This is a genomic window from Alistipes sp. dk3624 (assembly GCF_009557455.1).
In the GTDB taxonomy this organism is placed as follows: Bacteria; Bacteroidota; Bacteroidia; order Bacteroidales; family Rikenellaceae; genus Alistipes_A; species Alistipes_A hominis.
In genome coordinates this window covers 505475-520826 of sequence record NZ_CP045651.1, presented here as the reverse complement: position 1 = coordinate 520826, position 15352 = coordinate 505475, and the positions used below count along the sequence as shown (strand labels likewise).

The window sequence follows — 15352 nt, the reverse complement described above, 5'->3', positions numbered from 1 at the left end:
AACAGAAAATGCCGCCGTCGTATTTACCGGGCGGATATATCTTTTCGGTAGCGGCATGTTTTTCCGTCGGGCGTTATTCCTTCGATAGCGATATCGTATTGCTGGTTTTTATGATCGTTTGAGTAAAATTCGATTTGGGCGGTGCCGTCCGGGCCGATTTGCAGATAAGGGTTCCAGTACAGCGTCGTCCGGATATCGGGTTTTTCGTCGGCGATCTTTTCGGGTGTGTCGTATATCGGACTGTAGAACTCGACGCTTTCGGCATAACCGATCGTGCGATACATTTTAATCTCAGAGCCGACCGTCGAAACACCTTCTTTTAAAATTATCTCTATATGATTTTGACATTCGCCGCTACCGGATAAAGACATTATTTCTGTTGTCCTTACATTGCTGATATACAAAACGTCATCAATTATATAGTGAGCTAAATCGCTTATAGAACAACTCGTCCCATTAAGCGATAAAGTAACAGGAGCATAAAGTTTACTGAAATCAACTTTGGGATCTAATGGATTTGGCAACCCTTTTCTTTTTACAAACAAACCTCCCCCCACCCTTACCACTCCCGGCAAGAACATCATGTAGTTATACAGGGACATTGGTTTGTACTTAGCGAGCGCGGTTGTATCGTATAGCGTACCGTAACTGTTCGCCTTTGGTTTTCTAGGGTCCACAGCCCTTACGACTGCCCCCGGGAGTTCGTATACCTTTTCTCCGTTCAAATCGAGAAGACCTTTTTTCGTATTTTCGAGATAGCGGTTCATTGCGTTTTTTTCCGTTTCCGGTTCGAAAGGATTCTTTCTCAAGAAGGCAGGTCTCGGATAGGATTCTTCGATGGCAACCGCCTGCACGGGCTTTCCCCTCCTGGTCTTCGCCGTCACCATGAACAGGGTGGTGTCCCGGAAGTCGAGCCCGTCGATCAGGAAGTTTCCCCGTTCGTCTGCGACCGCGGTTCCGAACACGTTTTCTCTGTTAAGGGCTACGGCGGTCACCCTGGCCAGCGGCGCGTCCTTTCCCATCATTCCGGTCACGTGTCCTGCGATGAACTGCCCGTGCTCGCAAAACCGCTCGGGCCTGAACGCGGCGGTGTCTGCGATCTTCGCGAAGTCGAACCTTCTCCACCCGCGCGTACGCATGAGCAGATCCCTGTGATGCCTGGTCGCAGGGGATTCGTCGCGGAAGTAATACCCCGGATTGCGGACATATCCTCGTATGTCGGAAGTCATCAGCAGGTTCGCGCGAATGTCCTCTCCGAGCGAATCGGTCGCGACGGTTTTCCTGTCCGTCACGCTGACCGAGCAGTCTGCCCCCAGCGGCGTCGAGTCAGCCGCAGTCAGCCTGATCCGGATAACGACCTTCTGCCTGGGCTCGTAGCGCGGTTTGTCGGAGGCCGCCTCCCACCTTTCCCGGTCGTGCGGATGGGCCACGAACAGGATTCGCTCGCTGCGCGTCCTGAGCGAGCTGTCGATCAGCACGAGGTGGAGTATTCCCTCGGGTATCGAATCGGTCTTCCACCGTCCGGTCGGATTCATCGGGTTCAGGTTTTGTATTCCGATGCATTTTCCACGGACGTGCGCGACGACGGTCATGGGTTCGAACTCCTTGTCCGGATCTCGGTTTACCCGGTAACGGACTTCGTCCGGGGTCTGCACGGCCGCGAGCGCATACCCGTCGTCGTCGACTTCAGGGAGCTCTACGCGCAGCGTATCCCCCGTGCGCGCCGCCACGGTCGCAACGTAGCGTTCCCCTGTCTTCGGGATGATCAGAAACGATCCCATTCCGTCGTGCTCGCTGGCGAATCGGGCGACGGTATCCCCGTCCTTAGTCGTTACGACGCCTTCGACCTCGGCCGTGCGTGCGTCCGATCGTTCGGCCCTGAAAGCGACGATCTGCGGCACGCCGGGCACGAGGTCTCCCCCTTCAGGCATAAACTTTACGGCCACGCGCACGGAGTCCTCGGGAAAGAAGAACTCTTTTTTGAAGAAGAGCTCGCCCTGGTCTATCGCGGTGCTTACGTACCCTCCTTGCCGTATGGAATCGGGCGGCAGGTCTACGAATACGGCTCCTGTTACGGTGGTTTTCTGCTGCGCTCCGGATATTCGTTTGCCATTGCGGTCGAACACCTCGAACCGGACGTTTACGTCCGGATAGGGTTCGTTGTCCGGGCCGGTGAATCGCACGATGGCCTGGGGGGTTCCGTTTTTGGGATCGGTGTATGTTACCGCGGCGTTTACGCGTCCGGATAGGGAGTTTCCGATGCGGATGTTCCTTTGGAAGAAGAATGCGGGGTCGAAGTTCGTCATCCATCCGGTGTATGCCCGGAGCGTATAATCCCCTGCGGGGAATACGTGTGGAATCTCGAAGTTGTTGGCGAAACCGCACGAATCCCGCTTTATTTTCTTTGTGAGCACGGTTTTTCCTTTCCGGTCTACGATGTCTACGTATATGAAGTTGGACAGGGTGTCCGTCCTGTGCTCGGTCGCATCCACGAGGTATGCCTTGAACCAAATTTTGTCTCCGGCCCCGTAGTAGGGTTTGTCCAGATGAAGCCACAACTTCTCCTGATGCTGGCGTGCCGTGCGCTGGAAAAACGACTCGATGGACGGTAAAAGATCGTCGGTAGGATCGGACGAATCCGATATCTGTGCGAAAAGATCAGTCGCCAGCATCAGGCAGACCGACACGAACAGCCGGGAGAGACTTTTCATAATGAACGAATTTAGAAACCCGTTCATAAAATTAAACAATAAAAAAACTAATTCAAATATTTATACGCTTTTTATTTATATTTATATGGTCGTTGGGCGGTTATTTTTTATCGTTCTGTCGGTTCAGCAGGGATTCCGCTTCTTCGAGCGCCTGGAAAAACGGTTCTCCGAAACGGCGCACGATCGCCGTGCGCAACGCGCGATAAACCGGAACGCCGTATTGGCGGCCTTGCAGGCAGGCGCTTTTGCAGATGTTCCAGCGGTGGTAATTCAGGCCGACCGATCCGTTGCCGAATACGGCGACCCGGATCGGGTAGAGGTGGCACGAGATCGGTTTGACGAATCCGGTGCGACCTTCGTTGTACGCCCGCTCGATGGCGCACAGCGTGATCCCGTTCTCCTCGAACGAGAAGGCGCATTCGGCGTCGCCGATCAGCGGGGTGGTGTAGTCGCCGTCGCGGTCGACGACCATGAATCCCTGTCGTTCGATGGCGGCGATCCCTTCCGGTTTCAGGTAGGGTTTGTAGGTTTCGTATTCGCGTTCGAGGATTTCGATCTCTTCGGCTTCGAGCGGAGCCCCGGCGTTGCCTTCCACGCAGCAGGCGCCTTTGCAGCGGGACGGATCGCAGCAAAATTTTTCGGTCAGCAGGTCGGTGCTGACGATTTTGTCGTCGATCTGGATCATTCTGCCTGTTTTGAAGTGTCTTCGATAATTAGGTCGTACAGTTGCCCGACGGTCATGCCCATCGCCTGCGCTTGCTGGGGAATGATGCTGTGCGCGCTCATGCCCGGAATCGTGTTGACTTCGATCAGGTAGGGGCGGTCTCCCTTGACGATGAAATCGATCCGCACCACGCCGCGGCAGTTGAGCGTTTTATAGGCCGACAGGGTCATCGCGTTCACTTTGCGGACGATCTCCGCGTCGAGCGGGGCCGGGGTGATCTCTTTCGAAAGGCCCTTGTATTTGGCGTCGTAATCGAAAAATTCGGTTTCGCATACCAGTTCGGTGATCGGGAACAGGTATTCCCGGCCGCCGGCGATCAATACGCCGCAACTGATTTCGCGTCCTTGGATATACTCTTCGATCAGCACGTGATCGCTCTCGGCGAATGCCTTCTCGACCGCCGGCAGGATTTGATCCGCGCTTTTGACTTTCGTTACGCCGAAACTGCTGCCGCTGGCGTTCGGTTTGACGAACAGCGGCAGGCCCAGTTCGCCGGCAACGGCAGCCGGGTCGATTTTCGTATTCCTGCCGACCAGAATTTCCCGCGCCAGGTCGATGCCTGTTCCGGCGAGAGCCCGTTTGCAGGCCGATTTGTCGAACGTGATGACCGATGTGACGAATCCGCACGAAGAGTAGGGGACTTTCATCATGTCGAGGTATCCCTGCAGGCGTCCGTCCTCGCCGGGGGTGCCGTGAATCAGGATCAGCGCATAGTCCGGTCTGATCTTTTCGCCTTTTACTTCGATCGTGAAGTCGTTGCGATCCAGTTCCGAGACGACGCCGTCCTCGTCCATGTAGTTCCAGCGGCCGTCGTGCAGGATGATTTTGTAGACGTTGTATTTGGTGCGGTCGAGATTTTGTTCGACCAGCGAGGCTCCTTCGAGTGCGATCTGCCATTCGGACGATTCTCCTCCGGCGATCAGTGCGATGTTTTTCATAAAATCCGGGTTTGAGTTGAAACGACGCAAAGATAATGTTTTCGCCCGGAACTCCGGTTACGGATTGTACAAATCGAAGTGACGGAAGGCGAAAATTTCGCGCAATAGCGCAATGTAGGCGTCCGCTTCGGGGTTGTCCGGACAGAGTCGCTTCGCGCGTAGGAAATCGTTCAGCGCGCAGTCGAATCGTCCGGTTCGGTGTAGCAATTTGCCGCGCCGGATCAATAGCCTCGCGTCGTCGGGCCGCTGCTCGATGGCGCTGTTCAGCGCTGTTATTTCATCGGTCAGTTCCTGCGGAATATCCATAAAGCCGGTGTTTTTTGATATATTCCCACACGCCGCCGGGCAGTTCCGCTCCGGGGTTTTCCCCCCGTGCGATCCGTGTCCGGACGTCGGTCGCCGCCTGCGGCAGTTCTTTGAGATTCGTTAAGATCGTAAAGCCGTCCGACCGGGCGGATTCCGGTGTCGGATAACCCGGACGCGGATAGACCAGCACCCGGTATCTGTCGAGAATCTCTTGGGAATGCACCCATTTCGGGAAACCGGCCATGTTGTCGCTGCCGATCAGCAGGCTGAACTTCCGGCCGGGATATTCCGTGCGTAGTTTTTCGAGCGTACGGATCGTGCGGTTCGGCTTCGGCAGCCGGAATTCGATGTCCGAGACGGCCATGCGGTCGCTATGGACGGCACTTTGCAGCGCGATGCGCGCCATTTCGATTCGGTCGGTTTCGGGGGCGAGTTCTTTGCCCGCTTTAAACGGGTTTTGCGGCGATACGACGAACCAAAGCGCTTCGGCTTCCGTCGATTCCAATACGGCATCGGCCACGGCCACGTGCCCCCGGTGCACCGGGTTGAACGACCCGAAATAGAGTATCGTTTCCGCCTGCATGGAACGGCCCGTTATCCGATGAACGCTTCGGTGATCCGCTCCGCCTCGGCGACGGCGGTAGCCAAGCAGTCGTTGACGACCACCCGGTCGAACTGCGGCGCGAAGGCGAGTTCCTGTTCGGCTTTCGCCACGCGGCGGGCGATCGTTTCGGGCGAGTCGGTGCCGCGTCCTTCGAGCCGCCGTTGCAGTTCGTCGACCGACGGCGGCATGACGAATACCGACAGCGCCTGCGCGCCGAAAATCCGTTTCAGGTTGACGCCGCCTTTGACGTCCACGTCGAACACGATCACGTGTCCTTTGTCCCAGATACGTTTCAGTTCGCTGCGCAGCGTGCCGTAGCACGTTCCGGCATAGACTTCTTCCCATTCGACGAACTCCCCGGCGGCGGCCCGCGCCTTGAAGTCGTCGTTACTCAGAAAATAGTATTCGCGTCCGTCGGCTTCCGTCCCGCGCGGCGCGCGGCTGGTCGCCGAGATCGAAAATTCGAGCTGCGGGAAGCGTTCCAGCAGACGGCCTATGATCGTCGATTTGCCCGATCCCGACGGGGCGGAGAAAATCAGTACTTTTCCGGAGACTGTTTGCATGTGTCCTGAGTTGTGTTGGCGCGACGTCCGATTCCGAAACGCCGGCTGATGGATTCGATGGATTTCGACAGAAAACTTTCTGCCGGATTTTCGGAAACAAATGTAGTTACTTTTGACCGAAAAGTCAAAAAAACCGTATCTCGCGCTCCGGAATCTGTGGAATTGCTGCGGAACGGGTTGTTTTTTCGTATAGCGCGTCTATCTTTGTAAAAAGACCGTTTTCTTAACCCGTTTTTTATTTTGCTATGAAATACCTGCGTCATTTGTTTTGTTCGGCATTTTTTTGCGCCGTTTTTTCCGCTTCGGGCGAAGAGATGCCCAATATCCTGCGTAACGAGGCGCTCTCTTTCGAAGTCGGAGGACATGTCGGCGAACGGTTGTCTGCGAACGAAAAGACGTGGCTCGTTCCGCTGCTGGAAAACAATCCCGACCTGTTCGGCGCGTTCCTGCGTCCCGATTCGAATACGTTGTTCAAGTGCATGTGGCACGGTGAATTTCCCGGTAAGATACTTGCGGGCGTGGCGCAGACCTACCTGGCTACCCGGAACCCGGCTACGCTGACCGTCGGTCGGCGGATGACGGAACTGCTGGCGCGTTCCCAGCGCAGCGACGGATACCTGGGCCCCTGGTCCGACCGGGAGCGTTTCGACAATCCTCCTGAAAAATGGGATACCTGGGGGCATTACCACTGCCTGTACGGACTGTATCAATGGTACCGGGTGACCGGCGACCGACAGGCGTTGGAGGTCGTCTGCCGGGCGGCCGATTGCCTGTACGATTATTTCATCCAGGGTAAGCGGACCTTCGCCTCGCAGAATTGGGGAGAATGCAATTTTGCCGCGAGCCACATGTTCGCCCTGCTGTACGAACAGACCCGCGATCCGCGCTATCTGCAAGCGGCCGAATACATTGTCCGTACCGAATGGACGCTTCCTTACCATGATTTTTATACGAACAGTACGTTGTCCTGCAACTGGCTTGAGTCGTCCCTGGCCGGGACCCCTTTCTGTTATTCGGCGCAGAAGCGCTGGGAAAGCCTCTATACGCTGACCACGCTGGCCGTTCTCTACCGAGTAACCGGCAACCGGGATTATGCCGACGCGATGGAGTCGTTGTGGTGGGGGATCGTGAGCCACGACCGCCACAATACCGGTAGTTTCGGAACCGGCGAGGGCGCTACCGGCGATATTTACGGCGCGGGCAGCGAAACCTGCAATACGGTGGCTTGGATGACTTTTTCGACCGAGTACCTGAAGTTGAGTAAAAATTCCTACGTGGCCGACGAACTGGAGCTTTCGTATTTCAACGCTACGCTGGGGAGTCAGTTGGGCGACAAGGAGTTCGTCTACATGAACTCGTCCGACGGGCAGCGTGTCAGTTCGCAGATCGAACTGGCGCCCCACAGTTATGAGGGAGGGCGCGAAATGAACTGTTGCCAGGCGAGCGGCAACCGGGGCCTGAGCCAGTTTACCCAGTGGGGCGTGCTGAACGACGACCGGGATATTTATTTGAATTATTACGGACAGTCGAACGTCCGGACGCTTACGCCGAAAGGGCATCCGATCGGAATCGTGCAGCAAACCGATTACCCGAAAAGCGGTTCCGTACGGATTACGCTCGATCCCGGCCGCGCCGAACGTTTCGGACTGAACCTGCGAATCCCCGTGTGGTCGTCCCGGGCCTCGGTGAGGATGAACGGCGTACCGTGCAGCGGCGTAACTCCGGGACATTATTACCGGTTGGAGCGAAAGTGGAGGTCGGGCGACGTCGTGGAACTCGATTTGGATATGCGCGTCCACTACTGGGTCGGGGACGGAAACATGGCCGGTCGTACGTCGGTTTATTACGGTCCGGTATTGCTTTCCGTAGCAAAGCCTTCCGAAGAAGCGGTGAAATACCGGTTCACTCCGGAATCGTTCGACGCACTGGCTTTCGAAAAACGGCCGGGACATTGGTTTTATGCCCGGGTAGCTACTGCCGACGGACATACCGTTGCCGTCGAGGACTATGCCGCCAAACCCGCGAATACTCCGTATACGACCTGGTTGAATGTCGATACCGGCCTGACTCCCGTCGTTTTCAGCCGGGACACGATTCCGGTTTGGAGCAACCGGCCGTAACCGGGATTGTGGAGCGATGGTTAAAGGATATTGAGTACCTGCTCCTTGATTTTTTCGAGTTCGTCCTTCATTTCGACGACCTTTTTCTGGATCGTGGCTTCGTTGGCTTTCGACCCGAGCGTGTTGATCTCGCGGCCGAGTTCCTGCGCGATGAAGCCGAGCTTGCGGCCGGGAGCCTCTTCGCCGCGGGCTACTTCGCGGAAATATTTGCAATGGTTCTGAAGTCGTACTTTCTCCTCGGTGATATCCAGTTTCTCAATATAATAGATCATCTCCTGTTCGAGCCGGTTCGCGTCGAACGGGATGCCGAGCGATTCGATGTTTTCGCGGATGCGCGTTTTGATCGTCTCGGCGCGCGCCTTTTCGAACGGGACGATCTCCTCTTTGAGCTGTTCGATCCGGTCGATTCGGCGCAACAGGTCGGCGATCAGGATCGTGCCTTCCTGAATACGGAACTGTTCCATGTGGTCGACCGCCTCTTCGACGCACCGTTTCAGCGCTTGGGTTTCCGCTTCCGAAACGGTCTGCTGGTCGTTCTGGATCACTTCGGGCAGCCGCAAGACGGCGGGTACGACGGCGGCGTCCAGCGCGCTTCCGTTCCAGTCGATCCCGTTTTCGGCGGCGATTTCGCGGATTTGCCCGAAATAAGCCGTAAAGGTCTTCCGGTCGATGTTGACCGGGACGCTGTCGCCGGTTATTTCGTAAGAGACGTAGGCGTCGATCTTTCCCCGCTGGAGCCGCTTGCCGATCCGGTTGCGGATTTCGTATTCGCTTTGCCGGTAGACGGCCGGAACCTTTACCGTCAGGTCGAGCTGCTTGCTGTTCAGCGAACGGATTTCGACGGTTATCTTTTTGTGATTGAGGACGGCTTCGGCTTTGCCGTAACCGGTCATGGATTTTATCATCGGGATGCGTTGTTAGATGAGGTCTGCAAAAGTAGCTTAAAAATGGGTTAAAAAAAATAAAAGAGCTCGCAAGCCGATTAAAAATACGTTTTTTTTGCGTGTTTTGGAAATAATTTAATAACTTTGGAACCTGTTAATTCCGATTCCGAATACTAAACTTAATATGTCTTAAAACTATGAAAAAACACAATTTCAATGCAGGTCCTTCGATTCTTCCGCGCGTGGCGATTGAGAATGCGGCAAAAGCTATTTTGGATTTTGAGGGTTCCGGATTGTCGTTGCTGGAGATTTCGCACCGTACCAAAGACTTCGAGGCTGTCAACAACGAAGCCATGGCCCTGTTCCGCGAATTGCTGAATATTCCCGACAACTATAAGATCCTCTTTTTGGGCGGCGGCGCCAGCACGCAGTTTTTCGAAGTGCCGTACAATTTCCTCGAAAAGAAGGCCGGATACGTGAACACCGGCGTATGGGCCAAAAAAGCGATCAAGGAAGCCAAAAATTTCGGCGAAGTGCAGGTGCTCGCCTCGTCCGAGGATAAAAACTTTACTTATATTCCGAAAGGATATGCGATCCCGACCGATTTGGATTACCTGCACATTACGACCAACAATACGATCTACGGTACCGAATACCACACCGATATCGACTCGCCGGTGCCGGTGATCGCAGACATGAGTTCCGATATCCTGAGCCGTCCGGTGGACGTTTCGAAATACGGCATGATTTACGGCGGCGCGCAGAAGAACATCGGTCCCGCCGGGGTGACGTTCGTGATCGTTCGCGAAGACCTGCTCGGCAAGGTGTCCCGTCCGCTTCCGTCGATGGTCGATTACCGCAACCACATCGCCAACGATTCGATGTTCAATACGCCCCCGGTATTCGCGATCTACGTCGTGAAAGAAACCCTGAAGTGGTTGAAGTCGATCGGCGGCGTGAAAGAGATTCAGAAACGTAACCGGGCGAAAGCTGAGCTGCTGTACGACGCGATCGACAACAGCAAGGTATTCGTCGGTACGGCCGTGAAGGAAGACCGTTCGCTGATGAACGTTTGCTTCGTGATGCAGGAAAAATACGCCGACCTGGCTCCCGAATTCCTCGAATTCGCCAAAGGCAAAGGCATGGTCGGCATCAAGGGACACCGTCTGGTGGGCGGTTTCCGTGCGTCGATCTACAATGCGCTGCCGATCGAAAGCGTTCAGGCGTTGGTAGACTGTATGCGGGAATTCGAAAAAATGCACGTAAAATAATCGGTAAAAACGAAAGTTATGGGCCTTGTTACGACATTACGACCTACGTTGGCGAAAAAGGCCGTGTTTTTTCAATCGTTAATTAATGTAGAAACTATGAAGATATTGGTAGCTACCGAAAAGCCGTTTGCGAAAGCGGCGGTCGACGGAATACGCGAAATCATTGAAGGGGCGGGTTACGAACTGGCCTTGCTGGAAAAATATGCGGACAAGGCCGACCTGCTGGCGGCCGTGAAAGATGCCGACGGGCTGATTATCCGCAGCGACAAAGTGACGGCCGAAGTAGTCGCCGCCGCCGAGAAACTGAAAATCGTCGTTCGCGCCGGTGCCGGTTACGACAACGTCGACCTGGCCGCCTGCACCGCCAAAGGGATCGTCGTGATGAATACCCCGGGGCAGAACTCGAACGCCGTGGCCGAATTGGTCGTGGGCATGATGGTTTTTATGGCGCGCAATCAGTTCACCCCCGGCACCGGATCGGAGATCAGCGGCAAACGGCTCGGAATCCAGGCTTACGGCAACGTCGGCCGCATCGTGGCCCGTTACGGCAAGGCGTTGGGCATGAAGGTGTGCGCTTTCGACCCGTTCGTCCCGGCCGACGTTTTCAAAGCCGACGGCGTGGAAGTGGCGGATTCGGTCGAAAAGCTGTATGCTTCGTCCGACTTTCTTTCGCTGCACATTCCGGCTACCGATCAGACTCGGAAGTCGATCGGTTACAAGTTGCTGACCTCGATGCCCAAGGGCGCTACGTTGGTCAATACGGCGCGTAAGGAGGTGATCGACGAGGCCGGCTTGATGCAGGCGCTCGAAGAACGCCCCGACCTGAAATACATCACCGACATTGCCGCCGATGCGCAGCCGCAACTGGCCGAAAAGTTCGGTAAACGGGTTTTCGCAACGGCGAAAAAGATGGGAGCCGAGACTGCCGAAGCGAATGTCAACGCGGGGCTTGCCGCCGCTAATCAGGTGGTTGATTTCCTGAAGAACGGCAACCGTCGTTTCCAGGTCAACAAATAGACCTGAATTTTAACAACAGGGCCCCCGGCAGTGTGCGGGGGCTTTTTGTCTTATTGAATTGAGGATTAATTGTAAATAGTGATTTCATGGTAAGAATAAAACCGTTCAAAGGGATTCGCCCGCCGAAGGAGTATGCCGCCGAGGTGGCGTCGCGCCCGTACGACGTGCTCAATTCGGAGGAGGCGAGCAAGGAAGCGACCGAAAAATCGTTGCTGCACATCATCAAACCGGAGATCGATTTCAGCCCGATCGCCGACGAACATTGCGCCGAGGTTTACGATAAAGCTGTCGAGAATTTCAAGAAATGGCGTGAAAAAGGGTGGCTCGTGCAGGACGATACGGAGAAATATTACGTCTATGCCCAGACGATGGACGGACGGACGCAGTACGGGCTGGTAGCCGCCTGTCATTTCGACGATTACCTGACCGGTAAGATTAAAAAGCACGAACTGACCCGTCCCGACAAAGAAGAAGACCGGATGATCCACGTGCGCAATCAGAATGCCAATATCGAACCGGTATTCTTCTCGTATCCGGCCGATACCGAGATGGATATGATCGTGCGCGGAGTGGTGGAAAACAACGCGGCCGAATACGATTTCACTGCAGCCGACGGGTTTCGCCATCAGTTCTGGGTGATCGACGATCCGGCCGTGCAGCGACGGATTACCGAGATTTTCGAACAAATTCCGGCGTTGTACGTGGCCGACGGGCATCACCGTACGGCCGCCGCCGCGCGGGTCGGGCAGGAGAAGATGAAGACCAATCCGGCGCATACCGGAGACGAGGAGTATTGTTTTTTTCTGGCCGTTATTTTTCCGGACAGTCAATTGAAGATCATCGATTACAACCGCCTCGTAAAAGATCTGAACGGCTTGACGCCCGGGCAGTTGCTCGCGGCGCTCGAGAAAAGTTTTGCAGTGGAGGACAAAGGTACGGAAATCTATCATCCGACCGAGTTGCATAATTTCGCGATGTACCTTGGCGGCCGCTGGTACAGCCTGACGGCCAAGGCCGGGACGTACGACGATAACGATCCGATCGGCGTGCTCGACGTGACGATCCTGTCGAACCTCGTGCTCGACGAACTGCTCGGCATCAAAGACCTGCGCACCGACAAGCGGATCGACTTCGTCGGCGGTATCCGCGGGTTGGGCGAGTTGCAGCGCCGCGTCGACAGCGGTGAAATGCAGGTGGCTTTCGCCCTCTATCCGGTGTCGATGAAGCAACTGATCGACATCGCCGATACGGGCAATATCATGCCTCCGAAAACGACTTGGTTCGAACCGAAACTGCGTTCGGGACTGGTGATCCATTCGTTGGAATAATCGGGCTGAAAATACTTTTTTACCGAAAACAGGGGGCGTTAAGCCTCCTGTTTTTTTGTTCGGTACCCGGCTGAGTGCAAGCGGGAAACCCTGCCGCAGCGTCATTTTTGGTGTCGTAGCAAAGTCCGGAAAGCGTCTCCGTTTTGCAGTCCGGCGTACTATTTTTGACTGAAATTAAAAATTGGATATGGCTAAAATCAAAGGAACCGTAGTGATCGAGCGCGACCGTTGCAAGGGTTGCCGGGTGTGTGTCGAGGCGTGTCCGATGCGGGTGCTCGATCTGGCGGCCGAAGTGAATGCGAAGGGATATAATTACGCGCGGATGGTCGATCCGGACGCCTGTACCGGTTGCGCGTCGTGCGCGCTGGTATGTCCCGACTGTTGTATTACGGTTTACCGGCAAAAAATCCGGGAGTTTGATTTATAAGGAAGGAGGTATGGAAGAGATACGATTGATGAAAGGGAACGAAGTGGTGGCCGAAGCCGCCGTGCGCTGCGGTTGCGACGGCTATTTCGGTTATCCGATCACGCCCCAGTCCGAAATACTGGAAACGCTGACCGCGATGCGGCCGTGGGAGACGACCGGTATGGTCGTGTTGCAGGCCGAGAGCGAAGTGGCGGCGGTGAACATGCTTTACGGCGGCGCGGCCTGCGGTAGGCGGGTGATGGCCTCGTCGTCGAGTCCGGGTATCAGCCTGATGTGCGAGGGGCTCAGTTACCTGGCCGGCGCCGAACTGCCGTGCGTGGTGGTGAACGTATCGCGCGGCGGGCCGGGGCTCGGGACGATCCAGCCGTCGCAGGCCGACTATTTTCAGGCAGTCAAGGGCGGCGGCCACGGCGACTACCACCTGATCGTGCTGGCTCCCAATTCGGTGCAGGAGATGTACGATTTCGTACCGCTGGGTTTTGAACTGGCGTTCAAGTACCGCAATCCGGTAATGATTCTGTCGGACGGCGTGATCGGCCAGATGATGGAGAAAGTGATGCTGACCGAACCCCGGCCGCGCTGGAGCGACGCCTATATTGCCGAACACTGGGGCGGCTGGGCTACGACCGGCAAGCCGGCCGACCGCAAACGGAACATCGTTACGTCCGTCGAACTCGATCCGCTGCGCCAGGAGCGGTTCAACCTGAAACTGTCCGAAAAGTACCGGACGATCCGCGAAAACGAGGTGCGCTACGAGGCCGTGCAGTGCGACGATGCCGATTACGTATTGGTCGCTTACGGGTCTTCCGCGCGTATTTCCCAGAAAACGGTCGAGCTGGCTCGCGAGGAGGGACTGAAAGTCGGACTGCTACGGCCGGTTACGCTCTATCCGTTCCCGACCGGAGCGATCGACGAACTGTCGCAGCGCGTCAAAGGTTTCCTGTCGGTCGAAATGAGCACCGGGCAGATGATCGAGGACGTGCAGTTGGCCGCCCGGTGTCGCGTTCCGGTATTCCATTTCGGGCGCACGGGCGGCGTGGTGCATTCGCCGAGCGAGGTGCTGGAGGCGCTGAAAAAGAATTTTTCGTTAAAGTAGAAGTTTATGGCTGAATCTGAAATAAAATTGATCCCGGAAAACCGGGTCTATGCGAAGCCCCGGCTGCTGACCGATGCCGTGATGCACTTCTGTCCGGGGTGCAGCCACGGAACGATCCACAAACTGGTCGCCGAAGTGATCGACGAAATGCAGGTCGAGCACGACGCGATCGGCATTACGCCGGTGGGCTGCGCGGTGCTGGCGTACGACTACGTCGATATCGATTGGGTGCAAGCGGCGCACGGGCGCGCGGCGGCGGTAGCTACGGCGATCAAACGGCTGAATCCGTCGAAGCTGGTCTTTACGTACCAGGGCGACGGCGACCTGGCCGCGATCGGAACCGGCGAGACGATCCACGCGTGCAACCGCGGCGAGAACATCACGATCATCTATGTCAACAATGCGATCTACGGCATGACCGGCGGGCAGATGGCTCCGACGACGCTGCTTGGCATGAAGACCGTGACGACTCCCGAAGGACGCGATCCGCAGTTGCACGGTTACCCGTTCAAGGTGGCCGATATGTTGGCGCATCTCGACGGGGTGTGCTACTTGACGCGGCAGAGCGTCCACACCCCCGGTGCCGTCCGTAAAGCGAAAAAGGCGTTGCGTAAGGCCTTCGAGAATTCGATGCAGCGGAAAGGGCTGTCGTTCGTCGAATTCGTAGCGACCTGCAATTCGGGCTGGAAAATGTCGCCGACCGAGGCGAACCGGTGGATGGAGCAGAACATGTTGCCGCTGTATCCGCTGGGGGATATCAAAGGATAATAATTTGTTTACCGAACGCGTTTAATCGTAGAGATATGTTTAAAGAAGAGATTATCATAGCCGGTTTCGGCGGACAGGGCGTGCTGTCGATGGGCAAAATTCTCGCCTACTCGGGCGTGATGCAGGGACTCGAAGTGAGCTGGATGCCGTCTTACGGCCCGGAAATGCGCGGCGGAACTGCCAATGTGACGGTGATCCTGAGCGACCGGCAGATCAGTTCGCCGATCGTACACGATTACGATACGGCGATCATCCTGAACCAGCAGAGCATGGATAAGTTTGAACCGCGTGTCAAGCCGGGCGGCGTGCTGATTTACGATCCGAACGGGGTGGTGCGCCCACCGCAGCGCAAGGATATCCGGGTGTATGCGATTCCGGCGACCGAAGAGGCTGCCCGGCTGGGCAACATACGCGTTTTCAATACGATGATCCTGGGCGGCTACCTGAAAGTGAAGCCGGTCGTATCGCTCGACAACGTTTTCCGGGGACTGGCCAAATCGCTGCCGGAACGGATGGCGTCGCTGATCCCCGCTAACGAAGCGGCCATACAGAAGGGCATGGAGATTATCCGGGTGCCCGAAATGGTGGCCTGAAC

General features: G+C 56.0%; 15 protein-coding genes. 8 read left to right on the top strand and 7 right to left on the bottom strand.

Annotated elements, in window-relative coordinates; translation table 11 throughout:
• Positions 1-23: 23 nt before the first annotated feature.
• From GFH31_RS02255 to gmk, 6 genes are all read right to left on the bottom strand, one after another.
• On the bottom strand, positions 24-2711 hold the full coding sequence (locus GFH31_RS02255) for a hypothetical protein (RefSeq protein WP_153518032.1): 2688 nt from the start codon (positions 2709-2711) through the stop codon (positions 24-26).
• Positions 2712-2811: 100 nt separating this feature from the next.
• Positions 2812-3396: a DUF3109 family protein gene (locus GFH31_RS02250; protein WP_055206227.1), complete on the bottom strand. Its 585-nt coding sequence runs from the start codon at positions 3394-3396 to the stop codon at positions 2812-2814.
• Positions 3393-4373 (bottom strand): D-alanine--D-alanine ligase, encoded by a 981-nt coding sequence (locus GFH31_RS02245; RefSeq protein WP_153498356.1) that lies wholly within the window; start codon positions 4371-4373, stop codon positions 3393-3395. Before GFH31_RS02245 ends, GFH31_RS02250 begins: the two co-directional genes overlap by 4 nt.
• Before the next feature lie 57 nt (positions 4374-4430).
• Positions 4431-4679 (bottom strand): hypothetical protein, encoded by a 249-nt coding sequence (locus GFH31_RS02240; RefSeq protein ID WP_125147261.1) that lies wholly within the window; start codon positions 4677-4679, stop codon positions 4431-4433.
• Positions 4651-5262: a nicotinate (nicotinamide) nucleotide adenylyltransferase gene (nadD, locus tag GFH31_RS02235; RefSeq protein ID WP_101573424.1), complete on the bottom strand. Its 612-nt coding sequence runs from the start codon at positions 5260-5262 to the stop codon at positions 4651-4653. The genes GFH31_RS02240 and nadD overlap by 29 nt, the downstream gene beginning before the upstream one ends.
• 11 nt (positions 5263-5273) lie before the next feature.
• Positions 5274-5846 carry a guanylate kinase gene (gene gmk / locus GFH31_RS02230; RefSeq protein WP_101573422.1) on the bottom strand — a complete coding sequence of 191 codons (573 nt, stop codon included), beginning with the start codon at positions 5844-5846 and terminating at the stop codon, positions 5274-5276.
• 245 nt (positions 5847-6091) lie between these two features.
• Between gmk and GFH31_RS02225 the strand changes: the two genes are divergently transcribed.
• A complete protein-coding gene (locus GFH31_RS02225) occupies positions 6092-7966 on the top strand; it encodes a beta-L-arabinofuranosidase domain-containing protein (RefSeq protein ID WP_153498357.1) in 1875 nt (624 codons plus the stop codon).
• A gap of 20 nt (positions 7967-7986) precedes the next feature.
• Here GFH31_RS02225 and GFH31_RS02220 read toward each other — a convergent pair whose 3' ends face one another.
• Positions 7987-8871 (bottom strand): YicC/YloC family endoribonuclease, encoded by an 885-nt coding sequence (locus GFH31_RS02220; RefSeq protein WP_228385780.1) that lies wholly within the window; start codon positions 8869-8871, stop codon positions 7987-7989.
• Positions 8872-9047: 176 nt separating this feature from the next.
• Between GFH31_RS02220 and serC the strand changes: the two genes are divergently transcribed.
• The 7 genes from serC (at position 9048) to GFH31_RS02185 (ending at position 15350) form a co-directional block, all read left to right on the top strand.
• Positions 9048-10121 carry a 3-phosphoserine/phosphohydroxythreonine transaminase gene (serC, locus tag GFH31_RS02215; protein WP_101573416.1) on the top strand — a complete coding sequence of 358 codons (1074 nt, stop codon included), beginning with the start codon at positions 9048-9050 and terminating at the stop codon, positions 10119-10121.
• Between the two features lie 96 nt (positions 10122-10217).
• Complete coding sequence (locus GFH31_RS02210; RefSeq protein ID WP_055206214.1) at positions 10218-11138, top strand: 3-phosphoglycerate dehydrogenase; 921 nt, start codon at positions 10218-10220, stop codon at positions 11136-11138.
• Between the two features lie 86 nt (positions 11139-11224).
• Complete coding sequence (locus tag GFH31_RS02205; protein ID WP_118457141.1) at positions 11225-12466, top strand: DUF1015 domain-containing protein; 1242 nt, start codon at positions 11225-11227, stop codon at positions 12464-12466.
• A gap of 187 nt (positions 12467-12653) precedes the next feature.
• Positions 12654-12893, top strand: a complete 240-nt coding sequence (locus GFH31_RS02200; protein ID WP_153498358.1) for a ferredoxin family protein — start codon at positions 12654-12656, stop codon at positions 12891-12893.
• A gap of 10 nt (positions 12894-12903) precedes the next feature.
• Positions 12904-13989 (top strand): 3-methyl-2-oxobutanoate dehydrogenase subunit VorB, encoded by a 1086-nt coding sequence (locus tag GFH31_RS02195; RefSeq protein ID WP_153498359.1) that lies wholly within the window; start codon positions 12904-12906, stop codon positions 13987-13989.
• Positions 13990-13995: 6 nt separating this feature from the next.
• A complete protein-coding gene (locus GFH31_RS02190) occupies positions 13996-14757 on the top strand; it encodes a thiamine pyrophosphate-dependent enzyme (RefSeq protein WP_055206208.1) in 762 nt (253 codons plus the stop codon).
• A gap of 35 nt (positions 14758-14792) precedes the next feature.
• Positions 14793-15350 (top strand): 2-oxoacid:acceptor oxidoreductase family protein, encoded by a 558-nt coding sequence (locus GFH31_RS02185; RefSeq protein WP_055206205.1) that lies wholly within the window; start codon positions 14793-14795, stop codon positions 15348-15350.
• Positions 15351-15352: the final 2 nt, after the last annotated feature.

What these genes read in the sequence shown, in the direction of transcription:
- nadD (WP_101573424.1), bottom strand. Translation starts at nt 5,262, where the DNA reads ATGCAGGCGGAAACGATACTCTATTTCGGGTCGTTCAACCCGGTGCAC.
- GFH31_RS02220 (WP_228385780.1), bottom strand. Translation starts at nt 8,871, where the DNA reads ATGATAAAATCCATGACCGGTTACGGCAAAGCCGAAGCCGTCCTCAAT.
- GFH31_RS02185 (WP_055206205.1), top strand. Translation starts at nt 14,793, where the DNA reads ATGTTTAAAGAAGAGATTATCATAGCCGGTTTCGGCGGACAGGGCGTG.
- gmk (WP_101573422.1), bottom strand. Translation starts at nt 5,846, where the DNA reads ATGCAAACAGTCTCCGGAAAAGTACTGATTTTCTCCGCCCCGTCGGGA.
- GFH31_RS02225 (WP_153498357.1), top strand. Translation starts at nt 6,092, where the DNA reads ATGAAATACCTGCGTCATTTGTTTTGTTCGGCATTTTTTTGCGCCGTT.
- GFH31_RS02255 (WP_153518032.1), bottom strand. Translation starts at nt 2,711, where the DNA reads ATGAAAAGTCTCTCCCGGCTGTTCGTGTCGGTCTGCCTGATGCTGGCG.
- GFH31_RS02190 (WP_055206208.1), top strand. Translation starts at nt 13,996, where the DNA reads ATGGCTGAATCTGAAATAAAATTGATCCCGGAAAACCGGGTCTATGCG.
- GFH31_RS02210 (WP_055206214.1), top strand. Translation starts at nt 10,218, where the DNA reads ATGAAGATATTGGTAGCTACCGAAAAGCCGTTTGCGAAAGCGGCGGTC.
- GFH31_RS02250 (WP_055206227.1), bottom strand. Translation starts at nt 3,396, where the DNA reads ATGATCCAGATCGACGACAAAATCGTCAGCACCGACCTGCTGACCGAA.
- GFH31_RS02245 (WP_153498356.1), bottom strand. Translation starts at nt 4,373, where the DNA reads ATGAAAAACATCGCACTGATCGCCGGAGGAGAATCGTCCGAATGGCAG.
- GFH31_RS02205 (WP_118457141.1), top strand. Translation starts at nt 11,225, where the DNA reads ATGGTAAGAATAAAACCGTTCAAAGGGATTCGCCCGCCGAAGGAGTAT.
- GFH31_RS02195 (WP_153498359.1), top strand. Translation starts at nt 12,904, where the DNA reads ATGGAAGAGATACGATTGATGAAAGGGAACGAAGTGGTGGCCGAAGCC.
- GFH31_RS02200 (WP_153498358.1), top strand. Translation starts at nt 12,654, where the DNA reads ATGGCTAAAATCAAAGGAACCGTAGTGATCGAGCGCGACCGTTGCAAG.
- serC (WP_101573416.1), top strand. Translation starts at nt 9,048, where the DNA reads ATGAAAAAACACAATTTCAATGCAGGTCCTTCGATTCTTCCGCGCGTG.
- GFH31_RS02240 (WP_125147261.1), bottom strand. Translation starts at nt 4,679, where the DNA reads ATGGATATTCCGCAGGAACTGACCGATGAAATAACAGCGCTGAACAGC.